Below are 24,920 nucleotides of genomic sequence, written 5' to 3'. Positions count from 1 at the left end.
TCCCGCGTGCTTCGCGACCGGGATCGGGAGGACCCCGGCCACCTCGACTTCGACGCCCCCTCCCCCGATGTGCCGGCCGACCTGGAGGAGCGACTGGAGGCAGGCCGGCTACCGGACTTCGTCCGCACCCGGCTGCTGGGGCCGGGCGGCCCCGGTGTCCGTCGGTGTGCACAGGGTCCGGCGGACCGCGTCGCGGAGCCAGCGGTGGGCGCCGTCGGCGGTGTGCCGGGGGTGCCAGGCCATGCCGATGGTCACCACCGGCAGGTCCAGCGGGATGTCCAGCAGGTGCAGGCCGAGGGCCTCGGCGTCCCGGGTCAGGGGTGAGTGGGCCGCGCCGGGGAGTGCGGCGGGTACGAGGCAGACGACGTCGCTGCGGGCGGCCAGGGTCATCGCGGCCAGGTGAGCGGGCAGGACGATGCCGACCCGCCGCCGCAGGCCGTGCTCGGCCAACGCGGCGTCGAGGGGGCCGGTGAACCTGCCGCGGCGGCTGACCGCGACGTGTTCGGCGGCGGCGAGCCGGGCCGGCGTCAGCTTCCCCTCGGTCAGCGGATGGCCCGGCCGGACGGCCGCCACCATGCGCAGCTCGACCAGTGTCTCGACCCGGGTCTCCGGGTCCACGTGGTCGATCGAACCGACCTCCAGGTCGATCCGGCCGTCGCGCAGGGCGGGCCCGGCCTCCAGTTCCTCGGCCCGGATCCGGAACGAGACACCCGGCGCCTCCCGCCGACCCAGCTCCAGCAGCCCCGGCGCCAGCGCCGCGCCGACCACGTCGGCCGCCTGGAGCGTGAACGTACTGCGCAGGCCGGCGGGGTCGACACTCGCGCCGGGCCCGAGCAGCGCCCCCAGGCTGCGGACGACCGCGGCGGCCTCCTCGCGCAGGGCCTGGGCGCGCGGGGTGGGAACCATCGCCTGCCCGGCCCGGACCAGGAGGGGGTCTTGGAGGATGCGGCGCAACCGGGCGAGGTTGCGGCTCATCGCGGCGGGCGAGGTATGCAGCCGCGCGGCGGCGCGCGTCACGCTGTGCTCGGCCAGCAGGGCGTCCAGCGCGATGGCGAGATTGGCGTCGATGACCGGATCCGGGCTGCTCACCAGCATTATTCCATTTCAGTCAATGATTCCGTGCCGAAGTTCCCATTGTGGCATCACGGCGCTCCTCAGCAGGATGAGGGACGTAACGAACCGGCACGACACACGAGGTTTTCCATGATCGTCATCACCGCTCCCACCGGGAACATCGGCCGTCACCTGCTCTCCGGGCTGCTGAAATCCGCCCCCGCCGCGGGCGAGGAACTGCGCGTGATCGTGCGCGACCCCGCCCGACTCCCCGAACAGGCGCGCGGAGCCGTCGACGTGGTCACCGGCTCGCACGCGGACGCCGACGTCCTCGACCGGGCCTTCGACGGCGCGGACGCCGTCTTCTGGCTCGTCCCCCCGGACGCCGCGCTGACCCCGCACGACGCGTACATCGGCTTCAGCCGCCCCGCCGTCGAGGCGCTCGCCGCCCACGGCGTCGGCCACGTCGTCGGCGTCTCCGCACTCGGCCGCGGCACCGCGCTCGCCGACCGGGCCGGCATCGTCACCACCTCGCTAGCCATGGACGACCTCATCGCCGAAAGCGGCGCCGCCTATCGCGCCCTGGCCTGCGCGTCCTTCTTCGAGAACTTCCTGGAGGAGGCCGACTCGATCCGCGAACACGGCTTCTTCACCGACACCGTCGAGGCCGACCGCAAGGCCCCCCTCGTCGCCGTCGCCGACATCGCCGTCGCCGCGGCCGACCTGCTCCTGAACCGCTCCTGGACCGGCACCGGCAGCGTCCCGCTCCTCGGCCCCGAGGACCTGTCCGTCAACGACCTCGCCCGCATCATGACCGAGCAGTTCGGCCGCCCCGTGCGCTACGAGCGCCAGGCACTGGACGACATGTACACCACCCTCGTCGGCTACGGCCTCAACGAGGCATTCGTACAGAGCATCGTCGACATGAAGCGGGCCAAGGACGAGGGCCTGGACGCCGGCATCACCCGCACCCCGGAAACCACCTCGCCCACCAGCTTCGAGCAGTGGTGCGCCCAAATCCTCAAGCCCGCAGTCCTGTCCTGACATCCGGCGCCCGCCGTTCGGCGCTCGGCGCTCGGCGCTCGGCGAACTCCCCGACACCACCTACCCCCACCTTGGAGGCATCCCGATGTCCACCGACCAGACCGAACCCCCGGTCACCGCGTTCATGCTGGTCAAGACCACACCCGAGTGGCTCGCCCTGACCGTCGAGGAGCGGGTGCACGCCTTCACCACCCAGGTCCTGCCGGCCATCGAGGCCAAGACCACCGGCGTGCGATCACGCTTCTACGACACGGAGTTCTACTCCGTACGCGTCACCGACGTCTGGGTATGGGAGGCCGACGACCACAAGGCCTACCAGCTCCTGATCGACGCCCTGCGCGAAACCCCGTTCTGGGACCGCTACTTCGAGATCGTCGACCTCCTCGTCGGCACCGAGAACGGCTACGCCCGCACGTACGGCCTCGAACCCGTGACCACCATCAGCACCTGACCCACCCATGCCACCTCACACTTGTGAGGCTCCGCGGGCGTCGGGCCGCCGGCATCGTCATCGTCATGAAACTCAACCGAACCATCACGGTCCTGGCACTGGCAACCGGTGCCCTCGTCGGCGGCATGACCCCGGCCCTGGCGGCCGGAACGACCGGCGCCGCCGCCCAGGGGGCCTCGATCAAGGCGGCGGAGCCCCCCATCGTCACCAGCGGCCCCTCTGGCGGTTATTACGTCTACTACCGCGAGAATGGCCATACCACCGACTGTCCGAGCGAACGACTGTGCCTGAGCGTGTGGGACAAAACCGTGAGCCCACACCAGTGGAAGGTATTCGCCTTCAGGACATGCGGCGTCTACAACATCAAAAACTGGCTGGGCGACGGCTACTGGGAGAACAACCAGACCGGCAAGGCCAAGGGGACGTTCTACTCCGGCCCCAACGGTACCGGCAACTCCAACACCACCGACAAGCCATACTCTCGCGGCGAGTACGGATGGACCCCGATCAACAGCATCCGCCCCTGCTGACCACCCTCACACGCGGCAAACCCGCGAGGTCGTCGAGGGTGCACGGCACGGGGGTTGCAGCCCGGCGGCCGATCGACCGGCTGTTGCCGGGAGTTGAGTGAAACGCTCGGCCGGGATTCCCGAATCCCGGCCGAGCGTTTCGCGTTGCCCACTCGCTACGCGCAGGAATCCGTCCACACGTGCGAACGCGGGAACACGCTCCCGTCGAGGTTGCGGCGGGTACCGGGGGGAACGCAGCCGATTTCCTTCTGCAGGTGTTTGTCCGCGAAGTAGGTGACGTTGATCAAGGTCTCGCCCGCCGCGGCGCCCTTTCCGTTGTTGAAGACCGATCGTGGCGCCGTGGTGCCCGCCCAACTACAGACGTTCTTCCCCGCGAGCCAGTCGGCTTCGTCTCCCACCCAGGCACACATCCGGCCCCCGCCGTCGGACTCGGTGAAGAAGCAGACGCTGCCCGGGATGCAGCGGTCGTAGGCGACGGGAGAGACCGGGGTGGCCGACGGCGTGCCCGCCGGTGCGGCCGGGGTGTTCGAGCCCTTGGCCGTCGGGGAGTTCGTGTCGTCCGGGCCCAGGAGAAATGCCGTACCGGCCGCCACCGCGCAGACCGCCGTGACGAGGGCGGCGGAGAGCAGGAGGCGCTTGCGGCGCCGCGACTCGGTTACCCCGGTGGGACGTTGCAGCTGCTCGATGCGCCGGAGCAGGGAACGCGCGTCGTGCGGGGCGCGCGCGTCGTGGCTCGGGGCCAGGCAGTCACCGATGATCTCCCGCCATGCGGACGGCAGTTCGGGGGCCAGGCGCAGATCCTGCTCGCCTCGTACGTAGTGCGTCAGCGCGGTGCGGCGCGCGGCGGCGGTGGGTCCGGGCAACGGCATGGTCCCGGTGAGCACCAGGTGGGCCAGTACCCCGAACGCCCAGATGTCGGCGGTGGGGCGCACCAGTCGGCCGCGTTCGGTGATGTCGCTCCACAATAATTCGGGCGGGGTGAAGTCGGGTGTGGCGAAGCCGGGCGCGTAGGCGTGGGTGCCCTCCAACTCGGCGGCCATGTTGAAGTCGGCCAGCCGGATGGTGCCATCCGCCATCACCAGGACGTTGCCGGGCTTGAGGTCGCCGTGCACCCAGCCGGCCCCGTGCAACTGCACCAGCCCTTCGCAGATCTGGGTGAGCAGGGCCGGCGCGGACGGGGGTCGTGGTGACCGGGCGAGGACTTGGTCGAGCGAGGTTTCGGCATGGTCCAGCACCAGGACGGTGGCGCCGTCGAGGTCGGGCAGATCCGGGTCGTCGACGGTCAGCACGTCGTGCATGCGGATGAGCCGAGGCGCGTGGACGCGGCGCAGCACCTCGATCTCGCGCTCCGCCAGGTCGCGCAGGTGGCGCAGTTGGCGCGGTGTGCGCGTGCCGGTGGGCAGGAACTTGAGCGCGGCCCGACGCGGTTCGACCGCCGTGGTGCGGCGCGCGGTGTAGACACTGCCGAACCCGCCGGAACCCAGCAGGCGTTCGACCCGCCAGGAGCCGATCTCGTACCCCTCGGGCACGGTCACGGTGCTCGGCCGCGGTTGCTGCCCGGTCACCGCTCCTCTCCGACGCCGGCGGCCTCATCCAGGAGGGCCAGGTCCTCTTCCCGGACCAGATCGAAGCGCAGCGCGACCGCGACCAACGACTCCTTGATGCCGTTGCGCCGCGGACCCGTCTCCGCGCTTTCCCGCGGTGGCCGCAAACGCAGCTTCACGGCAAGGTAGTTGATGTTCCACTGGACCGTCGCACGGTTGGCCGCGGACCACCCGGGACGCAGCCGCCGCACGATCTCCTCGGACGTGGGCAGCGCGGTGTGCGCCGGCATGTCGCGCAGTCGCGGCTCGCACAGGGCGACCAGGACCGCGAAGTAGCGTTTGCCGCGATCCAGGCAGAAGGCCGGCACGGTGGTGGCGCCCTGCGGCTCCCACGGCTCCGAACCCAGGTAGTCGTGGCGCGGCGCCCACACCTCGACGGCGAGCAGTTCGTCCGCCGCGGGTAAGAGGATGCGCGCGAACTCGAAGGGAATGGGCGCGTCCAGGCGACCGGGGGCGAGCTTGATGTGCTCACCCGCCCCCTCCGGGTTCTCCACGACATAGGTCTGCCGGCGGTTGAGATTGCTCAACGTCCAGAACGCGCCCACGGCCGTGATCTCCCCCGCCAGCCGGGACACCCCCTTGTGAGCGAGCACCAGACGGTGGCTGTGACCCAAGAACTCGGCCTCGCGGCCGAAGACCAGCCGCTCACCGGGAACGAGTCCCACTTGGTCCTGGCGTCTCGTACATCCCGGCGGTACCACGATGATGCCGTGCATACATCCCCCATGGGTTTGTCGACCAGCGTACGACCGCACCTCGTCGTCCATGTTGCGGATCCAACATCTCGGTTCATGAGGAACAAGCGAAGGGCAGGCTCGGGAGCGACGGTGCGGATCGGTAGCGTGTTGGGCGTGCACATACATCCCGAAGGCCAGGCGTTGGTGGACGAGTTCCCACAGTTGGGGGACCTCGCCCGGGTCGCGGTGTTGCTGAATCCGGCGAGCGGTGTGCCCGATGCGGGTGACAGCGGTGTGGGCGGGCCGCTGTTGTGGCCCGCCGGCGAACCGTGGCCGCAGTGCTCCGTCGGTCACTGGGTCTACCACCGTGACCCGCTCAGCGCGGCCGAGCGCCGGGAGTGGCAGGAGATGGACGAGGCCCGCAAGACCCGCGCCCGCAATGGCACCGGCGCAGCCAACGTCCTCACGCACGAGGAGGCGGCCGCGCAGAAGCGGATCATGAACGGTGCGAGCGCCCTGGACATGATCAGGTGGGAACGGATCTCGACGCGACCGGACCCGTGCACCGATCCGGTGGCGATGGTGCCCGTGTTGCAGTTGCGCGCGTGCGATGTCCCTCGCGTGTTCGAGGGACGCGACGCGGACCTCCTCCAGGCGTTGTGGTGCCCGAACGACCACGACCGCGAGGACGTGGCCGGCGGATACCCGTACGGCGGCCCGCGGCTCGAATTGCGGTGGCGGCGCAGTACCGAGGACGGGCTCACACCGGCCACGCCGCCGCAGCCGCGTCGGGCGGCGGACGGGTACATCCCGCGGCCGTGCACGTTGAGCCCCGTCGAGGCGTGGGACTTCCCCGAGCACGACGAGCTTCCGGAGGACCTGCGGGACGTCGTCGAGATCTGGTGCGAAGACCAAGACTTGGACTACCACGACGACTTCGCCTGCCTGGACGGCTGGAAAGTCGGCGGTTGGCCGTCATGGCACCTCACCGACCTCCAGCGGATCACCTGTCCCGCAACGGATTGCGGACGTCGCATGCAACTGTTCCTGACCATGGACAGCGGCGGCGATCCCTCCCTCAACGTCGGCCGCTTCGGCGAACTCCGCGTGTTCGTCTGCCCCGACGACCCGGGCCACCCCATCGCCTTGAACATCCAGTAGCTCGTTTCGACGAAACCCCGTGCTCCGGCTGGGACTCTTCAACGTCACCTCGATCACATGTGTCGTGACATATATGTCGTGCAACATGCCCGATATGAGCACTTCAGAGGAGATTCCGACCCTGGTCTTCATCTCCTGCTTCTCCGGCGCCCCGTGGAGCGCCGAACAGCTCGCCCCCTACGGCAATGCGTCCACGCGCACGCTGCGCCTGATTGCGCGCCGGCCGCCGAACTGCCCGAAGCGCTGGCCTACCGCGCCGAGCTCGCCATCCGCGCCGACGACACACCCTGCGGCCGATGCTCTTACCCGCGCACGCGCCGTGCCCCTCACCGAAGCCGAACGCGGCCGACTCACCGCGCACTTGGCCGGCCTCGAAGACCTGGAGGCCGTCCTCCGTCCCGCACAGCGGCCCGCCAACCACAGTTCCGGTGATCCCCGAAGCCCAGGTCGTTCGCCTCGCCCTCGGCAAGCTCACGCGTCCCGTCCACGACCCTCGTGATGCCGACCCGCTACCACTGACTCCGGTGCCGGTACTCACCAGCCCCGGGCACTACCGGCGGTGCGTTCTCATAGTGCCGAACAGTTCCCTTCAGCGGGGTGACAGCCGTCGGGCCCTCGCCTGGCGCGGCGGGCGCATCGTCCGGGAATCCGGTGAGTCGATCGGCCATCTCCTGCACCTGAACCGGCGTCAGCATTCCCGATCGGATCCACGCATCCCGCAGCAGGCCACGCAGCTCGGATGCGGTCGTCCCAGCCGAGGCGCACCGGCTCGGGGAAGTCCGGGTGGCCGAGGTGATGGTGCACCGCCTGACAGTCCTTGAACCGAAGACGCCAGACGTCCCGGTCCCCGCTTCCGGTGCGGCATCCGGGCCTTGAACCGCGAGGTTGAAGGCAAGCCGAGGCCATGACTCCGATCGCCGATGTCGATGCTGTTGCCGCGTCCGCGTCGAACCGCCGGAGACCCGGCTCGAACTGCTCATCGCCCATGTCACCGCCTGTTCCCGAGACTTGATCATGCTTGTGGTCCGACGATGGGTGTGTGACGGGTTGGCGTAAGGCGTGTCTGGTGGGTGTGGCGGTCGTCGGGGTGGTGGCGGCAGTGGGGTTGGTCGTGTTGACGGTTGTCGCCGACCTCGACACGGCGGCTGCGGTGGGCAGTGTGGTGGGGGCGGTGGCGGGTGTCGCGTCGACGTGGGTGTCGGTGGCTGCGTTGCCGGGGGCGACCGGGTCGACGACGGTGCGTGCGGACGGCGGGTCGAACGCGGCGGGCGGGGACATGCGCAATCCCTCGGCCCGTGACACCGGGTCCGGTTCCGGGCCGGCTCCGGTGTCGGGGCCGGGTGTGTCCGCGTCGGGCGGGTCGAACGCCGCGGGTGGGGACATGACCGATCCGACCGCGCATCGCGGCCCGTGACGCGGTGGCGCCGCCGTAGGCGGGCCGCCGACACCTCCACCGCGGCGTCGGGCGTATCGGCGACGGCAGGCTCCAACGCGGCGGGGCGCGACTTGGTCAACCCGGTGGCGATCCGTTCCGAGTTCGCGCTGCCACCGGAGGCGTATGCGCCGATCCCCGATGACGCCGCCCGCGCGGGGGTGTCGAACATTCGCCGTACCGTGTCGTTCGTGGGTCGTGTCGGCGAACTCGGCGCGTTGGAAGCGGCGTTCGCCCGGGTCGGTGAGGTGATCGTGCACGCGGTGCACGGGCTGGGCGGCGTCGGCAAGTCCGCGCTCACCGCCCACTGGGCCGCACACCGAAGCGAGCGGGTGCGGTGGTGGATCACCGCCGAGGATACGACGAAGGTCGACGCGGGATTGAGCGCGCTCGCGCGGGCCCTGCACCCCGGCCTGGGCGCGCTGCCCGCCGAGTTGCAGACCCAACGCGTGCTCGCGTGGCTGGCCGGGCACGACGACTGGCTGCTGGTCCTGGACAACGTCGAGGACCCCGCCCACATCGACCCACTGCTCGACCGGGTCGCGGGACGGGGCCGGATCCTGGTCACCACCCGTCGCGCGACCGGCTGGCACCGCCACGCCACCACCATCCGCCTGGGCGCCCTGGAATCGGCCGACGCCCTCGCCCTGTTCACCCGCATCCTCACCCATCAAGGGCCGCGCGAGGTCGACGGCGCCGACGCGGTGTGCGCGGAACTCGGACACCTGGCACTGGCCGTGGAACAGGCCGCCGCGTACTGCGCCGAAACCGGCACCGCACCGCGCGCCTACCTCGACATGCTCCACCGATGGCCCGCCACGATGTTCGCCGCCACCACCGCGGGAGGCGACTCCCAACGCACCATCGCCCGCATCTGGCACCTGACCCTCGACCGCCTGACCGACACCCCACTCGCCGGGCAACTGCTGCGGATCCTCGCCTGGTACGCCCCCGACCACATCCCCCGCACCCTCCTCACCCCCCTCGCCGCGCCCCCCGAACTCGCCGCCGCGATCGGCCGACTGGTCGCCTACAGCATGATCACCGACAACGGCGACGACACCCTGACCGTCCACCGCCTCGTCCAGACCCACGCCCGCACCCCCGACCCCACCGACCCCCACAGCCAACCCGACGACATCGCCCGCGCCCGCGACAGCGCCGCCGCGCTCCTCGCCATCGCCTTCCCCACCGACGTCAGGCACCCCGCGAACCTGCCCACCTGCCGAACCCTCCTCCCGCACGTCGACGCGCTCACCCGCCGGCACACCCCCGACCACGACACCGCCCACACCGCCCGCACCCTCGACCGCGCGGCAACCTACCGACAGGGGCAAGGCGCACTCGCACCCGCCGTCCTCGGCCTCCAACGCGCCATGAGCGCCCGCGAGCGGGTCTCGGGGGCCGACCATCACGACACGCTGGACTCCCGCAACAACCTCGCGCACGCCTACACGTCGGGGGGAGATCCAGGGCGGGCCATCCCGCTGCACGAACGCACCCTCGCGGACCGGGAACGGGTACTGGGCACCGACCACCCCGACACCCTGACCTCCCGCAAGAACCTCGCGCTCGCGTACCGGTCAGCGGGGGATTTGGGGCGGGCCATCCCCTTGTATGAACGCACCCTCGCCGACGCCGAGCGGGTCCTCAGCCCCGGTCATCCGTTGATCGCAGCGGTACTCGTAGGCCTCGAACAGGCGCTGTCCACGTAGCAGGGCAATGGCGGCCACCCATCGGGTGGTTACGGCAGCCCAGGCCTGAACAGCCCAGCCGGTAGCGACGTCCCGAGCAGTGCGAGGCTGTGATGACGGCGTGTCCTACGGCTCGACGTCCGTCCGGTCCGAGTCGGGGCGGATTTGCGGAGGGATGGGTTCAGAGGCGGTAGCAGCCGTATGCGCGGGGGGCGGGGGTGCCGGGTGGGATGGGGAATGGGCGGGATTTGGCGGGTGGGGCGCCGTCGCTTGGGAACCAGACGCCGTCGTCCGGTACGAGGAGGGTGAGCGAGGCCGTCCAGGTGGGTTGGGCCGGGTCGAAGGGTTGTACGCGGGCTTCGCCGGTGTTCGCGTCGATGTGCTCGATCGTTCCGGGCGGGTGGGTTCGGCGCAGGCAGTCGCTCGTGTGTTTCGCCTTGTCGCCGACGCCGATGCGGCCGGGCCTGGGCGGTGGCGGGATTCGGCGTACGTCGTCCGAGGGCATGACCCAGGCGACCCGGCCGCCGCGCGGTTGCACGGTGAGCTTTTGGCCGCCGTCCGGAAGGGGTTGCGCCATGAGGATCTGGCCGGGCCGGCGCACCTCGCGGATGGCGTCGTCGGTGGGTTCGACCCAGTCACCCTCGCGATACGTCACGGCCCACCCCCGCGATTTCGGCGGAGTCGCCTTCCAACACCCGCAGGTGCCCGCAGTGCGTCCGGAACTCGGTGCCGCCGGCGAGGCGCACGAACGCCTGAAGGTTGATCACGGCGGCGAACGTCCCGATGCGGCCGGAGAGTTCGCACCGGACGGCGCGCTTGCCGTTGGCCTTCCAGAAGCGGGCTACGTGGTCGGTGGTCCAGTCGTGTGGGCTCTCGGGATAGTTATCTAGGGTGGGCATACTTGTCCTCTCGGTTGCCGCCAGTACTGATTCGGCCACTCTGTGAACAAGCATCGATCCGACGCCTAGGCTGCAATAGCCATTGGGGTTTACGTGACCTGCCATAAAGGGGGGATCCATGAGTGATGAGGCCCAGGACGAGGCGCCAGTCGTAGAGGTGTTCGGACGCATGGTCGCAACGCTTCGAGAAGCCGCCGGATACCGGCAAGCCGAACTCGCGCGCGTCACCTATGGTTTGAGTGCCACACGGCTGAACCAGATCGAGCGAGGCACCGGGCACCCGCCCACCTTGGCGAACTCAATCGCCTTGGACACCGCGCTCAAGACGGGCGGCCTCCTCACGAAGCTGTGGAAGCACTTGACCACCCGGGTATTTGCGGCGTGGTCACAGCCCTTCATGGATTTCGAGAGCACTGCCGTCGAGATCCGCAAGTACCTCGTCCAGTTCGTACCCGGACTACTCCAGACGGAGAACTATGCTCGGGCCCTACTGCGTGGAGGTCGAACCCTCCGAGACGATGCGCATCTCGAAGAACGAGTCTTCGGACGTTTGGGTCGACAAGAGCGGCTCAGCGGTCCGGAAGCGCCACACCTATGGGTAGTTCTTGACGAAGGTGTCATTCGCAGGCCAGTTGGCGGCCCGGACACCATGCGGCAGCAACTCGCGCGGCTACTCGAAACAGAGAACGACAGCCGAATCAGCGTGCAGATCCTCCCCTTTGACGAAGGGGAACACGCAGGTATGGGTGGCTCATTGACGCTGCTTACGATGCCGGAAGGTCGCAAGGTCGCCTACATCGAAGGTGCCGGGGTCGGACGTATGATCGAGGACCCGATCGAGGTCGAGCAGTTCGCCGTAACTTACGATCGGCAACGGGCACGAGCCCTACCGGTAGGTATGTCCATGGACATGATCCGAGAAGCTATGGAGGGCCTAGACCATGCACGCTTCCCAGGTTCAGCCCGAGCCCTACGCCTGGCGAAAGTCCAGTCACAGCGACCAGGATGGAGGGGACTGCGTGGAAGTCGGCACCGCCACCTCCCTCGTCCCCGTCCGTGACAGCAAGGACCCGGAGATAGGCCACCTCATATTCGGCGCGGCCTCGTGGGCGGCCCTCACCGCTTCGCTGCGGGCCTGACGTCCCGTCAGCTTGCCGCCGTGTCCCCGGCGCGCGTGAAACGGGCGCCCCACTCTCGGATGTGCGCGGCGAACTCCGGTGGGCCCAGGATCTCGAACTCGGCGCCCACGTTGCCCAGTGCCTGGGTCGGCCAGTCCAGGGACGTCGAGGTCATGGTGAGCAGGCAACTGTCCCCGTCGAGCGGTTCGATCGTGCCCCAGCGGCCGACCAGCTGCCGCACGCGCGAGGACGGCGCGTACACACGCGCCTCGACCGTATACGGAGCCGGCGCCCCGCTCGCCGCCCGCACGAAGGCCACGGCGTCGTCGGCCGGTAGCGGGCGCGGTCGAAAGCGCGCGCCGGTCGCCGTCGGCTCGGTCAACCGGTCGAGGCGGAAACTGCGCCAGTCGTGCCGGGCGAGGTCGTACGCGACCAGGTACCAGCGTCCGCCGAGCGCGACGACGCGGTGCGGCTCGACCTCACGCTCCGTGGGCGCGGATCCCCTGGCCGTATAGCCGAACCGCAGCCGCTCCTCGTCCCGGCACGCCTGGACGATCACGGTGAGCACCCCCGCCGCGACGACCGGCCCGGACACGGCCGCGGAGAGCGTCATCGCGCGCAGGGTGTCCACCCTGGCCCGCAGCCGGGGCGGCAGGACCCGTACCACCTTGGTGAGCGCCCGCAGCGACGCCTCCTCCAACCCCGCGATCCCGCTCTGCGCCGCGTCGCCGATGCCCACCGCGAGGGCCACCGCCTCCTCGTCGTCCAGCAGCAGCGGCGGCAGTACCGCGCCGGGCGCGAGCTGGTAGCCGCCGTCGGTACCCCGGGCGGCGTTGACCGGGTAGCCGAGTTCGCGCAACCGCTCGACGTCGCGGCGCAGCGTGCGCTCGGAGACCCCGAGCCGATCGGACAGTTCCGGTCCGGACCAGTGCCGATGGGTCTGCAACAACGAGAGCAGTCTGAGGGTCCGTGAGCTGGTGTTCGCCATGCCGACAATGCTGCCCGGACTTCCGGCCGGAAAATGACCGGAAGTCCTCCTAGAGTCGATCTCGAAGGTCACACCGAGGCAAGGAACAAGACAAGTGATCACTCGTGAAGTCCAGCTGACCGCCCGAATCACCGGTACGCCCACGCTCGACCATTTCGCCCTCGCCGAGACCGAGGTGGACGGCGAGGTCCTGGTACGCACCGACCGGATCGGGCTCGCCGCGACCTACCTGGAGCTGATGCGGGCCGACTGCACCATCCCGGTGCCGGCCTGGCAGCCGGGGCAGCGGGTGGGGGTGGCCGTCGTCGGCACCGTGGTCCGATCCGACAGCCCCGACCTCGAAGTCGGCGACCTGGTGCAGTCGATGGCCGGCTGGAGCGAGTATTCGGCCGGCCCGGCCGACTCGTACCTCAGGCTCGACCGCGAGGCGTTCGCCGACCCCGGCCACCACCTGGGTCAGGGCCCGACCGCCTACTACGGGATGGCCGACGTGGCGGGCGTGGGCGAAGGCGACGTGGTCTTCGTCTCCGGCGCGGCGGGCGGGGTGGGCTCGCTCGCCGGGCAGATCGCCAAGTGCCTCGGCGCGGCACGGGTGATCGGCAGCGCGGGCAGCGCGGCGAAGGTCGACTGGTTGGTGAACGAGTTGGGCTACGACGCCGCCTTCGACTACCACGACGGGCCCACGGCCGAACGGCTCGCGGAACTCGCGCCCGACGGCATCTCGGTCTTCTTCGACGTCGTGGGCGGCGAGCAGTATCGGGGCGCGCTCCAGGCGGCCCGCCCGGGCACACGCTTCGCCCTGTGCGGGTCGCTGTCCAGCCAACTCGGCGACGCGGCGGACCGCTTCCCGCAGCCCGACCGCGCGGCGGCCGAGGCCGCGGGCGTCGAACTGCTGCCGTTCTCCTGCCACCACACACCGGATCAGATCGCGGCTTGGCGCAAGCACTTCGGCGATTGGCTGGGCGAGGGCCGGTTCGTCTATCCACAGACGGTCGTCGAGGCCGGAATCGCCGACGTACCGCAGGCGTTCCTCTCCCTGCTGCGGGGCACCTACCGCGGCAACGTCTCGGTGCGGCTGCCGTAGGCACCCGTCCCCGCGCCTCCTCCACGCACCGAACCGAGCACAGCAGCCCCACGCCGGGAAGTCGGTTGCTCGGCGGGTCGATTGTCCCCTCGCCGCCGGGTGCCGGATCGGTCCGCAGGCCCAAAGGCGCAACCCGGTCGCGGCCGGGGCCGTCGTACGCGTATCCTCCGGCTCCTGCCAACTTTGTGATCTTGGAGGCCTTTCGTGCCCACCCTGCCGTGGACCGTTCCCAACGCGCCCGGAGACACCACGTCCGCCCTGGTCATGGCGTCGCGTTTCGAGGTGCGCAGCCTCAAGGACGTACCGCGCTTCTTCACCAAGTCGCTCGCCGCCTGGCGCCAGGTCAAAAGAGCCCCCGGCTGCCTGGGCGCCTCCCTGATCGCCCGTCCCTTCAAGCGCACCTTCCTGACGCTCTCCGCGTGGGACGACCGCCAGTCGCTCATGACCTTCAACGGCACCGATCCGCACCGCGGCATCGTGACCGCGATGCGCCCGACGATGAAGACGTCGACCTTCGTCTTCTGGAACGTCGAGGTCGGCGACCTCCCCATCAACTGGGCCGACGCCGAACGCCGCATCGCGGAAAAGGCCGCAACCCAACCGGACGCCGGCTAGGCCGTTGGGCCGTGGCAGTTCGCCAACGCCGGAATCGACGCGATCAGCCGCTGACGGCGCCCGCGATCGGGCTCGCCGGGGACGTCCAGCCGCGCCCACAGTGGCCCGGACACCGGATCGGTGAGGCCGGGGTGACGCTCGCCGTGCAGCGGGCGGCGGGCTTGTCACGGCGGGTCGCGATCGACCGGAACCGGGGGCTGTGTGGACTCCCGAAGATCGTGCGATGGCGGCCATATCCGTTTCGGGCCGGGATCGCGACGGGCGGTGGAACCCTGGTAGTCGGCCACGCACCGGTTGGCGAAGGTTGCGAACGCCCGCTTGGTCCCGGAACCGGCTACCCCGACGAAATCGGCCCGTTCACGCGATCGACCGACACCCTGGGCCCGGGGTGTCGGTGCGACCAAGCGAAAGTGCCGTGTTCGGCTGAACGGAACACCGGTTCAACGAAGTGACCGGGTCGTACTCCTGCTACGACTACCTACTCACGCCTCGCAGTCGGCGGAGACAGTGCCGCCGTCGAGGCCGACGTCGCACTGGTCGATGCCGGTGCCGCCGAAGAGGGCGTCGACGCCGGCTCCACCCCTGAGGATGTCGTTCCCGGCGTTGCCTTCCAGCGTGTCGTTCCCGTCGCCACCGATCAGCAGGTCGTCGCCTTCGGCGCCGCGCAGCTGGTTGTCGGCGGCGTTGCCGGTGATGGCGTCGTTGTACTGACCGCCTCGCACGTTCTCGACGTCGGAGTGCACGTTGATGTTCGTGTAGCCGTTCTGGCCGTCGTCGGCGACGTCGTCCAGGGTCACCGTCACCGGGCCGGTGGCCAGGGTGAAGGCGATCTCGTCACGACCGGCGCCGCCGAAGACCTCGCGCGGCGCGGTCGAGGTGGGGTCGTACACGACGATCGCGTCGTCACCGTCGCCGCCTCGGGTGACGGTGCCCACCTTGGCGTAGAGGACGTCGTCCCCCGCGCCACCGTCGATCTCACAGCGCGACGCGTTCACGATGTCGTCGTCCGCGCCGCCGTTCACACGGCAGTTCACGCCTGCCCTGCCCGTCAGCTGAACGATGTCGTCTCCGGCACCGAGGTCGACGACGACCGAGGTGAAGTTGGAACTCGGGCAGACGGCTGCTCCGGAGGCATTCTTCGTGCAACCGTTCCCGACCGTCACGCCGCCGCCGGGAGTGGAGTCCGACACGGTCCAGCCGGACGCGGATCCGGTGACCGTGACGATGTTGTCCACCACCCCGGCCGAAGTCGTGTGCAGCACACCGTCGTTGTCGACGTACACCGCGGTGCGCGCGACCGCGGCAGCCGATCCGGATGTGCCGGCTCCGGCGATCCCCGTTCCGGCGATCCCAACCGTCACGAGCAGCGCGGTCGATAACCGCGCTAACCGACGTCCATGAGACATCGAAGTTCCTCTCCTTCTCTCACTCTTCGCGCGTATACCCTTCCGGGGGACGCGCGAGATGACACGAACACCGCCACGTCGCACGGCCATTGGCGGCCCGCGTACGAAACGGGCCCAGGGGAACGTCCCTCGTGGACCCGCGACGGCGTGGGCGTGTACCCACGCGTCACAGAATCCCCTTCCGGAACATCCGCCACAGCGAGGATTTCGGACAAAGAATTCGAATAGTGACGATCTTGGTGTCGGCGGCACGCGCGATCACTCGACGCCTCCAAGGCCGCTTCGAACGCCATTTCGAGTGCCGTTTCACCGGTTTTCGGTCAACCCATCCCACCTCCGACCCGGCGGATACATCCCGAGGTCATCCGAACAACCCGGACAGGACACCCGAGACCGTGCGTCGAAGTGGCCCGATCTCGGCGGCCCTGTGGCCAACTCCCTTTGAGGGAAAGTGAGTTCGAAGAGCCGACGGCGGCTTTCGGTGACCCGGACGAGCCGGCCCGGTGCCGCGCTACCGGGGTCCTCGGTCGGGCAACGGGGTGCGTGGGCGCAGACGTTCGCCCTGGGGGCCGAACATGATCAGGTATTCCACCGGGCCGCCGGGGCCGGCGTTCGCGACGCCGTGGGCGGTGCGGGTGTCGAACTCGGCCGTCTCGCCGGCGGTCAGGACGAGATCCTGGTCGCCGAGGGCCAACCACAGGCGCCCGTACAGGACGCACAGCCATTCGTATCCGTCGTGGGAGACCTGCCGGGGCCGCGCGGGCGGCGCGTCGATCGCCGGCAGGACGTGTTTGTGGGCGTGCAGGCCGCCGACGTAGCGGGTCAGCGGCCACACCGCCTTGTCGTCGCCGGCGCGCTGCGGCGTCGGTGGGCGTGGTCCGGCCGGGCCGGCCGGTGCGGTGCCGGCCAGCTCGTCGAGGGAGACGTCGTACGCCTTCGCGAGCCGCAGCAGCACCTCCAGGGTCGGCCTGCGCCGGCCGTTCTCGATCCGGGACAGCGTGCTCGGCGCGATGCCGGTCGCGCGGCCGACGGCGGTGAGCGTGGCGCCGCGCCGCTCGCGCGCGATCCGCAGGCGCGGGCCCATGGCCGCCAGAGCGTCGGCCATCCCGTCGTCCGTCCCCGGCTCCGGCTCCGACCCCGGCCCTCGCCCCGGTCCCGGTCCCCTCTCCGACTCCGACCCCGGCCCTGGCCCCCGCCCCGGTCCCGGTCCCCTCTCCGACCCCGACCCCGACCCCGACCCCGACTCCACCATCCCGCTCCCTCCGCCCGTGTCGCCTCCACGCCCTGTCCTGCAAGTTTGCCAGGATGGCAATGCCACTCGCCCCGCGCACCCGCCGCACCGCATGATCGGTGGGTGACCGCGGCCGGCCGTGAACCGAGGAGCCGCCCGTGACCCGAGGAGAAGCGATGCACCACCCCGCGCCGTCCGCCGACCAACGCCACCGCACCATCGAGGCCCCCGCCGGGCGCCTGCACCTGGTCGAGCAGGGCACCGGACCGCTGGTCCTGCTCGTCCACGGCTTCCCCGAGTCCTGGTACTCCTGGCGCCGGCAGCTCCCGGCCCTCGCCGCGGCGGGCTACCGCGCCGTGGCGCTCGACGTCCGCGGCTACGGCCGCTCCTCCAAGCCCGCCGCCGGCGACGCCTACCGCATGCTCGACCTGGTCGCGGACAACGTCGCCCTGGTGCGCGCCCTGGGCGAGGAGCAGGCGGTGATCGTCGGGCACGACTGGGGCGCCAACATCGCGGCGACCTCCGCCCTGCTCCACCCCGAGGTCTTCCGCGCCGTCGCACTCCTGAGCGTGCCCTACGCGCCGCCCGGCGGCCCCCGCCCCACCGACGTCTTCGCGCAGATGGGCGGCGACGAGGAGTTCTACGTCTCGTACTTCCAGGAGCCCGGCCGGGCCGAAGCGGAGATCGAGCCCGACGTCCGGGGCTGGCTCGCGGGCTTCTACGCGGCCCTGTCCGCCGACACCATGCCGGCCCAGGGCGCGCCCGACCCGCACTTCGTGGCCCGCGCCGGCGGCCGGCTGCGCGACCGCTTCCCCGGCGGGAGCCTGCCCGCGTGGCTGACCGAGGACGAACTCGACGTGTACGCGGGTGAGTTCGAGCGCACCGGTCTGACCGGAGCGCTCAACCGCTACCGCAACATGGACCGCGACTGGGCCGACCTCGCCGACCACGCCGGCGCCCCGATCAAGCAGCCGTCCCTGTTCATCGGCGGCGCCCTGGACGCCTCCACGATCTGGATGGCCGACGCCATCGCCGCCTATCCGACCACCCTCCCCGGCCTGATCTCCTCCCACATCCTGGACGGCTGCGGCCACTGGATCCAGCAGGAGCGTCCCGACGAGGTCAACCGCCTCCTGACCACCTGGCTCTCCGGCCTCCGGGACTGAATCGCCCGCCCCATCGGCCGGGTTCGCCCGAGGGCGACCCCGGCCGGCGCGGCGGCCGGTCAGGACAGGCCGGAGCCCAGCGCGATGAAGGCGCAGATCAGTACGAACAGGATGGCCAGCAGCGGCGCGGCGAAGCGCAGGTATTGGTTGTAGCCGACCTTGGCCAGCGACACCCCACCCATGATCACCGCCGTCGTCGGCACCCACAGGTTCATCCACCCCGACGCCGATTGCCACGCCGTGACCACCAACGCCCGTGGCACATCGGCGAAATCGGCCAACGGCGCCAGGATCGGCATCGCCAGCGTCGCGTGCCCCGAGGTGGACGGGATCAGGAACGCCAGCGGCAGGTTGACCGCGAAGATCAGCAGGCCGAACACGGCCGAGGTGGAATCCGCGACCGTGCTCTCCATCGAGTGCAGCACGGTGTCGGTGACCAGGGCGTTGTTCATGATCACGGTGACCCCTCGGGCCAGCATGATGATCAGCGCCGGCGAGACGAAGTCGGCCGCGCCCTGGATGATCGTCTCGGACAACTTCTTCTCGCCCATCCGGGCCAACAGCCCGACGATGATCGCCGCCACGATGAACAGTGCCGCCAACTGGGCGAAGGACCAGTCGAGTTCCCATCCGTAAGGGGTGGCGTCGGCGTCGCCCGTGAGGACCTGCGCCCACGGGATGATCGAGAAGATCATGAAGACGAACGTGAGCGTCACCGCGACCAGCACGATCTGGTGCGTCCGGGTCAACGGCTCCGGATCCGCGCCGGTGGACGCCGCCTGCGCCTGTTCGCGGTCCTCCGGCAGGAAGCCCACGATGGAGCGGGACGGATCGGCCTTGACCCGACGCGCGTACCGCACCACGTACAGGATCGTCACCGCCGTCAACACGACCAGCATGATCAACCGGAGCACGATGCCGTCGCCCAGCGAGATCCCCGCCGCCGACGAGGCCACGCCGGTCGCGAACGGGTTCACCGTCGAACACAGTACGCCCACGCCCGCGCCCAGGATGATCGTGCCGGTGGCCACCATCCGGTCGTAGCCGAGCGCCAGCATCAACGGCACGATCAGGCCGTAGAACCCGAGCGTCTCCTCGGCGAAACCCTCCACCGAGCCGAGGATGGAGAAGACCGTCATGATCGCCACGATCAACACCGCGCCGCGTGTGCGCAGTCGATGCGCCAGCCGGGCGATGCCCCGATCCAGCGCGCCGGTGGCGAACACCACCGTGATGAACGCCCCGATCGCCAGCACGAACAGGAACACCGCCGCACTGCCGTACAGATCACCGGAGTTGTCCGGCGCGACCTGTCCGCTCTGCACGTCCTTGATCCCGTACAGGCCGTTGACCGGTGACAGGAACAGGTCGTTGAGCCGCTGGATGAAGTCCTCGGGCGACTTGGTGTGGTGGTAGCTGCCCGCGACCGGTTTGCCGTCGTCGCCGCGCCGGTACTCGCCCGTCGGAATCGCGAACGCCAGCGCCCAGACCGCGATCGTCACGATCGCCAATACCGTCAGCGCGCTGGGAAAGCGGAACCCGCGCTTCGGCGAGGGTGTTTCGTCCTCGGCCTCGGTCGGCGGGGCTTGGTCGGTGCTCACGCGGTGCTCCTCGCGGCTGCTGATGGTTCGATGCGGCTGCTGGTGGTTCGTGGGGCGTCGGGGTCGAGGCGGTGGCGACGCGGGCGCCGGGGCGGGTCACGCGTGTGTCACGCCTCAGTCGCGCCGGAACCGCTCGGCGTACGCCGTGAAGAAGGCCGCCTCCGCGACCACCGCGTCGCGCAGTTCGCTCACCAGGACCCGCTCGTTGGGCCCGTGCAGGTTGCACATGCTGTCCTGCGCCCCGAACAGCAGGATCTCCGCGCCGGGTTGGGCCGCCGCCAGGCTGTTGACCAGCGGGATGGACCCGCCCGCCGCCGCGTGTACGGGATCCTCGCCCCACGCCGTGCGCAGCGCCTCGTGCGCGGCGGCGTAGGCCACGCCGTCGGTGGCCGCCGCGAACCCCGAACCGGGCGCGCCGGCCTGAGTCACCGTCAGCGGTACGCCGAACGGCCGCAGGCCCTCCAGGAATTCGATCAGCAGCCGCTGTGCCTCGGCCGGGTCCTGGGCCGGGTGGCAGCGCATGTTGAGCTTGGCCCGCGCGGAGGGGACCACGGCGGAGGCCGCGCGTTCGACCGAGGGCGCGTCCAGGCCGGTGACCGTGACGGCCGGGCCGGACCACAGGCGCGAGCCGAGATCGCCGGTGCCGATCAGCGGCATGCCGGCCCGGATCCCGGCGAGCCGACGGAACTCCTCCTCGCTCCAACCGCCGCCCGCCCACTGCTCGCGGCGCAGGCCGGGCACGGCGACGTCGCCCTTGGCGTCGTGCAGGGCGGCCAGCGCGTGCAGCAGTACCAGGAGGGCGTCCGGTGCGGCGCCGCCGAAGTTGCCGCTGTGCTTGGCCTCTTCGAGCGTGTGCACCTCGACGATCACCTCGACCACGCCGCGCAGCGCCACGGTCAACGTGCCGGTGCCGGGGCGGATGTTGCCCATGTCGGCGATCACCATCGCGTCGCAGGCGAATTCGTCCGGGTGCGCCTGGGGGTAGTCGTCGAAGTCGCTGCCGTACTCCTCCTGGCCCTCGAACACGATCCGGATCCCCACCGGCGGCCGGCCGTCGAACGCCCGCAGCGCGCCGACGTGCACGATCAGGTTCGACTTGTCGTCCGCCACGCCGCGCCCGTGGATCGCCCCGTCGACGTCGGTCGGCTCGAACGGCGTCGTCGTCCACAACGCCTCGTCGCCGGCGGGCTGTACGTCGTAGTGCCCGTAGAGCAGCACGGTCGGCGCGTCCGGGTGCGGCGGCGGGATGTGGCCGGTGATCACCGGGGAGGTGTCCGGCAGTCGCAGCGCGGCGATGTCCTGCACGCCGGCGTCCCGCAGCAGGTCGACCACCAGGTCGTGGGCCTCGGCCACCGGCTCCGGCGGGTAGCCGGGGAAGGCGATCGACGGGATCCGGGTGAGCCGCCGCAGGTCGGCGCAGAGGTCGTCGAGCATCCCGTCGACCCGGGTGGTCAACTCGTCCATCGTGGTACTCCTTGGCCGCCCCGCACGCGGCGCGCCGATCGCGTCGCCTGGCCCATACTCACGCAAACCGGGCACACGGCCGGGGTCCGGCGCGCCTCCGGGGGCGCCCTCACCCGGGTGGGCGCACGGATGCGGCGGCCGATCGAGTGAGGGCGGCTCGGGGACGGGACGGGGGCGCGCACGGAATCGGCCCCCTGCCTCGGACGGGAAACGAGGCAGGGGGCCGACGGCACCGCGTCACGGGGAAACGCGGTGGGGGTGGGCGGGTCGGGTCAGTCCTGTTGCGGACTGATCCGAGCGCCCAGGTACAGGAATCGCCGGCCGGTGCCGAACGAGGCGAAGGTCAGCGGATGCCAGATCGGCGACCCGGGCAGGCGTACCGCGAACACGTCCTCGGCGACCGGCACCATCCGCATCTCGGTGACCGCGTCGGGCAGGGTGTCCGCCAGCGGCCCGGTCAGCTCGCGGCGCAGCACCAGACCGTCGGGCGTCACCGTCACCTCGTCGCGCTGTGCGGCGCGTTCGTAGACCCCGACGTAGCGGTCCACGTCCACGGCCGGCGGCTGGGCAGGCGGGGCGAACGGCTCGTTCGGCGCGATGCCCGCGACCTCGGCGAGGATCTCCGCGAACAGTTCCTCGGAAAGTTCCTCCCCCTGCCCGCCGTTGGTCAACAGCGCCACCGCCAGGCCGTGTTCGGGCAGTACCTGGAGGAAGGCGAGCTGGCCGACGGTGCCGCCGTTGTGGCCGCACAGCTCCTGTCCGTCCACCGACCACAGGCGCCAACCCAGGCCCCAGGCGGTGCCGGTCAACGCGGTGTCGGGTACGTCCACCTGCCGCTCGCGCATCGCGGTCGTGTGCTGCGCGGCGAGCAGTCGGCGGCCGTCGGCGGCGAGGCCGTCGGTCAGGTGCAGCCGGGCGAAGGCGAGCAGTTCGGCCGCGGTGGAGGAGATCAGGCCGGCCGGTCCGAGGGAGCGGGGCAGGCCCGACACCGGTGCCACGGTCGGCGCGCCGCCGCCTTCGGAGACGTGTCCGATCGCGGCGCTCAGGAGCAGCACCTCCTCGGGCAGCGTGACGGTGCGGGTCAGTCCGAGCGGGGTGCTCAGCCGCTCGCGCAACACCTCGTCCCAGGTCTTGCCGGTCAGGTGCTCGATCACCCGGCCGGCCAGGACGAAGCCCGCGTTGCAGTACGACCAGCCGGCGCCCGGCGGGAAGACCTGCGCGACGTCGGCGAGGGTGTCCACGTAGCGGGCCACGCAGTCGTCGCCGCGCCCGGTGTCGGGGAAGTGGTCGCCGTCGATGCCGGAGGAGTGCGTGAGCAGGTGACGCATGGTGATGCGCTTGGGCAACTCCGGGTCGGACAGCCGCAGTTCCGGCATCAGTTCGGCCAACGGCTGGTCCAGGTCCAGCAGTCCGTCCTCGACGAGCTGCATGACCAGCGTGGTGGTCCACACCTTGCTGATCGAGCCGATCTGGAAGACCGATTCGGTGGTGACCGGGACGCCGGTGTTCAGGTTGAGGACGCCGTGGGCGGCCTCGATCAGGTCGTCGGGGCCGTTGTCGCCGAGGCGCAGGATGGCGAGCGTCGCGCCGGGGACCTGGTGGCGCGGGGCCAGCGTGGACAGCCGGCGCTGCCAGTGCGCGGCGTCCAGGCGGGCCGGGCGGGTGCGGCCGGCGGGGCCGGCGTACTGCTCGACCCAGTCGATGATCCGCCGGTTCCAGTCGAGGCGGTGCGAGGGGCGGCCCTGCAGGATGAACAGGTGCGAGCCCTCGGGGTAGAGCACCATCCGGGTCGGTACGCCCTGCTCGCGCAGCGCGCTGAACCACTGCTGGGCCTGGCCGACGGGGCACCGCATGTCGGCGCCGCCGTGCACGATCAGGGTCGGGGTGCGTACGTCGCCGACCCGGGTCAGCGGGTTCATCGCGGCGTAGCGCTCGGGCTCGTCGCGGTAGCTGATGTCGCCGAATTCGGCCCGGGCGAGGAAGGTGCCGGCGTCGGAGGTGCCGGAGACGCTGACCAGGTCGCTGACCACGCCGCCGGCGACCGCCGCGGCGAAGCGCCGGTCGCGGCTGGTCAGGTAGCAGGTCATGTAGCCGCCGTAGCTGTAGCCGGCGACGGCGAGCCGGTCCGGGTCGGCGATGCCCTCGGCGACGAGGGTGTCCAGCGGCTCCAGGAAGTCGGGGGCGTCGGCGAGGCCCCATTCCCCGACGGCGGCGGTGAAGAAGTCCTCGCCGTAGCCGTCGCTGGCCCGGGGGTTGGGCAGCAGGATGGTCCAGCCGCGCTCGACCAGCACCTGGTGGTAGAGGTGGATCGAGTCGGCGGTGCCGCCCCACGCGTTGTGCGGGCCGCCGTGGATGTCCATGAGCAGCGGGCCGGGGCCGGTCGCCTGCGGGTCGCGGATCACCCGGGCGTGTACGACGGTGCCGTCGGAGATGGTGAACCGGCGGTCGACGGCGGTGAACAGTTCCACGTCCGGCAGCGCGTCGGCGACATGCGTGGTGAGTACGCGCTCGGTGCCGTCGGCGGGGTCGACCAGGATGACCTCGCCGTAGGAGGTGGGGGTGGCCAGCACGATGGCGACCGGGCCGGGGTTCTGCGGGATGGAGAGGCCGGAGACGCTGCGGTTGGCGCCGCCGACCAGCAGGCGGGTGGTGTCGGTGGCGGGGTCGAGGACCAGCAGTTGGGTGTCGCCGGCCTCGCGGGCGCAGAACAGCAGTTCGCGGCCGTCGGGGGTGAACGCGGGCAGCGCGCCGGGGTATCCGCCGCCGCCGGGCATGATGTTGCGGTCCAGCGCGGCGGCGAGTTCGGTGACGGGGCCGCCGGCGAGGGGGATGCGGAGCAGGCGCGCGTGTCCGGTGCCGTTGTGGGTGGCGCCGACGGCGAGCAGCGCCTCGCCGTCGGGGGTCCAGCCGACGGGACCGATCATGCCGTCGGCAGGACCGACCTGCTCGGCGGGTGCGTGGGGGGTGAACGGGTCGAGCACGTACGCCGCCGACAGGTTGTTCATGTCGGCGTCGGCGTCGCGGCCGGCGGAGAAGGCCAGCCGGCGGCCGTCGGGCGACCAGGCCGGCTCGCTCGCGTGCCACTCCCCCTCGGTGAGCTGGGTGACCTCGCCGGTGTCCGGGTCGAGCACGTGGAGGTGGCTGCGCATGGTGCCGAGCAGGCCGGCGCCGTCGGCCTGGTAGTCCAGGGCGTCGACGACCAGCGGCGCGTGGCCCCGGGCGGCGCGTGCGGCGTCGTCCTCGCCGGGGACGGCGTGGGTGTCGACGGCACCGGTGAACGCGATGCGGGAGCCGTCCGGGCTCCAGATCGGGCGGCCGGCGCCCAGCGGGAGACGGGTCAGCTGCCGGGGGTCGCCGCCGGTCACGGGCAGGACCCAGATCTGCGGCGGGCCGCCGGCGGCCCGCAGGAACGCGATGCGCGTGCCGTCGGGCGACCAGGCCGCGCTGCCGTCTCCGGGACCCTCGGTGAGCCTGGTCGCCGGGGTGTCGCCGGCGGTGGCCACCCACCACAGGCTGCGCACCGGACGGTCCGCCTCGGCATCGACGCCGACCAGCGTGTAGACGACACGAGTCCCGTCGGGGGAGATCGACGGCTGCTCCGGCAGCACAATCGCGGTCAGGTCGTCCAGACGCAGACGTCGTGTCATGGCTTCCTCCATCCTGGGTCGCCCTCGGCCCGGTCCCGCCGACCCCGGCGGCGGC

22 protein-coding genes are annotated in these 24,920 nt (G+C 71.0%); 11 read left to right on the top strand and 11 right to left on the bottom strand.

Annotated features, from left to right (window positions below; all coding sequences use genetic code 11):
* Positions 1-108: 108 nt before the first annotated feature.
* Positions 109-1,095: a LysR family transcriptional regulator gene (locus ACMXN5_RS42215; protein WP_439680173.1), complete on the bottom strand. Its 987-nt coding sequence runs from the start codon at positions 1,093-1,095 to the stop codon at positions 109-111.
* A gap of 108 nt (positions 1,096-1,203) precedes the next feature.
* Here ACMXN5_RS42215 and ACMXN5_RS42210 point away from each other — a divergent pair, with 108 nt between their 5' ends.
* The 3 genes from ACMXN5_RS42210 (at position 1,204) to ACMXN5_RS42200 (ending at position 3,078) form a co-directional block, all read left to right on the top strand.
* Positions 1,204-2,097 (top strand): NAD(P)H-binding protein, encoded by an 894-nt coding sequence (locus tag ACMXN5_RS42210; protein ID WP_439680172.1) that lies wholly within the window; start codon positions 1,204-1,206, stop codon positions 2,095-2,097.
* An 85-nt stretch (positions 2,098-2,182) separates the two neighbouring features.
* Positions 2,183-2,548: a darcynin family protein gene (locus ACMXN5_RS42205; RefSeq protein WP_380011903.1), complete on the top strand. Its 366-nt coding sequence runs from the start codon at positions 2,183-2,185 to the stop codon at positions 2,546-2,548.
* A 65-nt stretch (positions 2,549-2,613) separates the two neighbouring features.
* Positions 2,614-3,078: a hypothetical protein gene (locus ACMXN5_RS42200; RefSeq protein ID WP_439680171.1), complete on the top strand. Its 465-nt coding sequence runs from the start codon at positions 2,614-2,616 to the stop codon at positions 3,076-3,078.
* Positions 3,079-3,233: 155 nt separating this feature from the next.
* On the opposite strand, the gene ACMXN5_RS42195 is transcribed toward ACMXN5_RS42200, so the two are convergent.
* Both ACMXN5_RS42195 and ACMXN5_RS42190 read right to left on the bottom strand, forming a co-directional pair.
* Positions 3,234-4,643, bottom strand: a complete 1,410-nt coding sequence (locus ACMXN5_RS42195; protein ID WP_439680170.1) for a protein kinase domain-containing protein — start codon at positions 4,641-4,643, stop codon at positions 3,234-3,236.
* Positions 4,640-5,398, bottom strand: a complete 759-nt coding sequence (locus tag ACMXN5_RS42190) for an FHA domain-containing protein (protein WP_439680169.1) — start codon at positions 5,396-5,398, stop codon at positions 4,640-4,642. Before ACMXN5_RS42190 ends, ACMXN5_RS42195 begins: the two co-directional genes overlap by 4 nt.
* A 111-nt stretch (positions 5,399-5,509) precedes the next feature.
* On the opposite strand from ACMXN5_RS42190, the gene ACMXN5_RS42185 reads away from it, so the two are divergent.
* From ACMXN5_RS42185 to ACMXN5_RS42175, 3 genes are all read left to right on the top strand, one after another.
* Positions 5,510-6,520: a hypothetical protein gene (locus ACMXN5_RS42185; RefSeq protein WP_439680168.1), complete on the top strand. Its 1,011-nt coding sequence runs from the start codon at positions 5,510-5,512 to the stop codon at positions 6,518-6,520.
* Between the two features lie 1,039 nt (positions 6,521-7,559).
* Positions 7,560-7,934, top strand: a complete 375-nt coding sequence (locus ACMXN5_RS42180) for a hypothetical protein (protein WP_439680167.1) — start codon at positions 7,560-7,562, stop codon at positions 7,932-7,934.
* 209 nt (positions 7,935-8,143) lie between these two features.
* Complete coding sequence (locus ACMXN5_RS42175; protein WP_439680166.1) at positions 8,144-9,667, top strand: tetratricopeptide repeat protein; 1,524 nt, start codon at positions 8,144-8,146, stop codon at positions 9,665-9,667.
* A gap of 160 nt (positions 9,668-9,827) precedes the next feature.
* Here the strand turns inward: ACMXN5_RS42175 and ACMXN5_RS42170 are convergent, their stop codons facing one another.
* Together ACMXN5_RS42170 and ACMXN5_RS42165 are read right to left on the bottom strand one after the other, a co-directional pair.
* Complete coding sequence (locus ACMXN5_RS42170) at positions 9,828-10,301, bottom strand: hypothetical protein (RefSeq protein WP_439680165.1); 474 nt, start codon at positions 10,299-10,301, stop codon at positions 9,828-9,830.
* A complete protein-coding gene (locus tag ACMXN5_RS42165; RefSeq protein ID WP_439680164.1) occupies positions 10,282-10,545 on the bottom strand; it encodes a hypothetical protein in 264 nt (87 codons plus the stop codon). The genes ACMXN5_RS42170 and ACMXN5_RS42165 overlap by 20 nt, the downstream gene beginning before the upstream one ends.
* 118 nt (positions 10,546-10,663) lie before the next feature.
* Between ACMXN5_RS42165 and ACMXN5_RS42160 the strand changes: the two genes are divergently transcribed.
* The gene (locus ACMXN5_RS42160) at positions 10,664-11,605 is read left to right on the top strand and encodes a helix-turn-helix domain-containing protein (protein WP_439680163.1); all 942 of its coding nucleotides are present in this window, start codon (positions 10,664-10,666) and stop codon (positions 11,603-11,605) included.
* Entirely contained in the window at positions 11,565-11,684 is a 120-nt protein-coding gene (locus tag ACMXN5_RS42155) for a DUF397 domain-containing protein (RefSeq protein ID WP_439680162.1), read from the top strand. Before ACMXN5_RS42160 ends, ACMXN5_RS42155 begins: the two co-directional genes overlap by 41 nt.
* 7 nt (positions 11,685-11,691) lie before the next feature.
* Here the strand turns inward: ACMXN5_RS42155 and ACMXN5_RS42150 are convergent, their stop codons facing one another.
* Complete coding sequence (locus ACMXN5_RS42150) at positions 11,692-12,651, bottom strand: helix-turn-helix transcriptional regulator (RefSeq protein WP_439680161.1); 960 nt, start codon at positions 12,649-12,651, stop codon at positions 11,692-11,694.
* Positions 12,652-12,745: 94 nt separating this feature from the next.
* Here ACMXN5_RS42150 and ACMXN5_RS42145 point away from each other — a divergent pair, with 94 nt between their 5' ends.
* A complete protein-coding gene (locus ACMXN5_RS42145) occupies positions 12,746-13,735 on the top strand; it encodes a zinc-binding dehydrogenase (RefSeq protein ID WP_439680160.1) in 990 nt (329 codons plus the stop codon).
* A 204-nt stretch (positions 13,736-13,939) separates the two neighbouring features.
* Positions 13,940-14,350 (top strand): DUF3291 domain-containing protein, encoded by a 411-nt coding sequence (locus ACMXN5_RS42140; RefSeq protein ID WP_380011942.1) that lies wholly within the window; start codon positions 13,940-13,942, stop codon positions 14,348-14,350.
* 482 nt (positions 14,351-14,832) lie between these two features.
* Here the strand turns inward: ACMXN5_RS42140 and ACMXN5_RS42135 are convergent, their stop codons facing one another.
* Positions 14,833-15,711, bottom strand: a complete 879-nt coding sequence (locus tag ACMXN5_RS42135) for a calcium-binding protein (protein ID WP_439680159.1) — start codon at positions 15,709-15,711, stop codon at positions 14,833-14,835.
* A 556-nt stretch (positions 15,712-16,267) separates the two neighbouring features.
* Positions 16,268-16,861: a helix-turn-helix domain-containing protein gene (locus tag ACMXN5_RS42130; RefSeq protein WP_439680158.1), complete on the bottom strand. Its 594-nt coding sequence runs from the start codon at positions 16,859-16,861 to the stop codon at positions 16,268-16,270.
* Between the two features lie 302 nt (positions 16,862-17,163).
* Here ACMXN5_RS42130 and ACMXN5_RS42125 point away from each other — a divergent pair, with 302 nt between their 5' ends.
* Positions 17,164-18,153: an alpha/beta hydrolase gene (locus ACMXN5_RS42125; protein ID WP_439681400.1), complete on the top strand. Its 990-nt coding sequence runs from the start codon at positions 17,164-17,166 to the stop codon at positions 18,151-18,153.
* A 59-nt stretch (positions 18,154-18,212) separates the two neighbouring features.
* Here ACMXN5_RS42125 and ACMXN5_RS42120 read toward each other — a convergent pair whose 3' ends face one another.
* From ACMXN5_RS42120 to ACMXN5_RS42110, 3 genes are all read right to left on the bottom strand, one after another.
* The gene (locus ACMXN5_RS42120) at positions 18,213-19,754 is read right to left on the bottom strand and encodes a YfcC family protein (RefSeq protein WP_439680157.1); all 1,542 of its coding nucleotides are present in this window, start codon (positions 19,752-19,754) and stop codon (positions 18,213-18,215) included.
* Between the two features lie 114 nt (positions 19,755-19,868).
* Positions 19,869-21,218, bottom strand: a complete 1,350-nt coding sequence (locus tag ACMXN5_RS42115) for a M20/M25/M40 family metallo-hydrolase (RefSeq protein WP_439680156.1) — start codon at positions 21,216-21,218, stop codon at positions 19,869-19,871.
* Positions 21,219-21,490: 272 nt separating this feature from the next.
* Positions 21,491-24,865, bottom strand: coding sequence for a serine hydrolase (locus ACMXN5_RS42110; protein ID WP_439680155.1), 3,375 nt, complete (start codon positions 24,863-24,865; stop codon positions 21,491-21,493).
* Positions 24,866-24,920 lie beyond the last annotated feature (55 nt).

Source organism: Embleya australiensis (assembly GCF_051903075.1).
Lineage (GTDB): Bacteria > Actinomycetota > Actinomycetes > Streptomycetales > Streptomycetaceae > Embleya.
The sequence above is the reverse complement of the archived record's forward strand: the minus strand, read 5'-3'. Positions and strand labels throughout refer to the sequence as shown.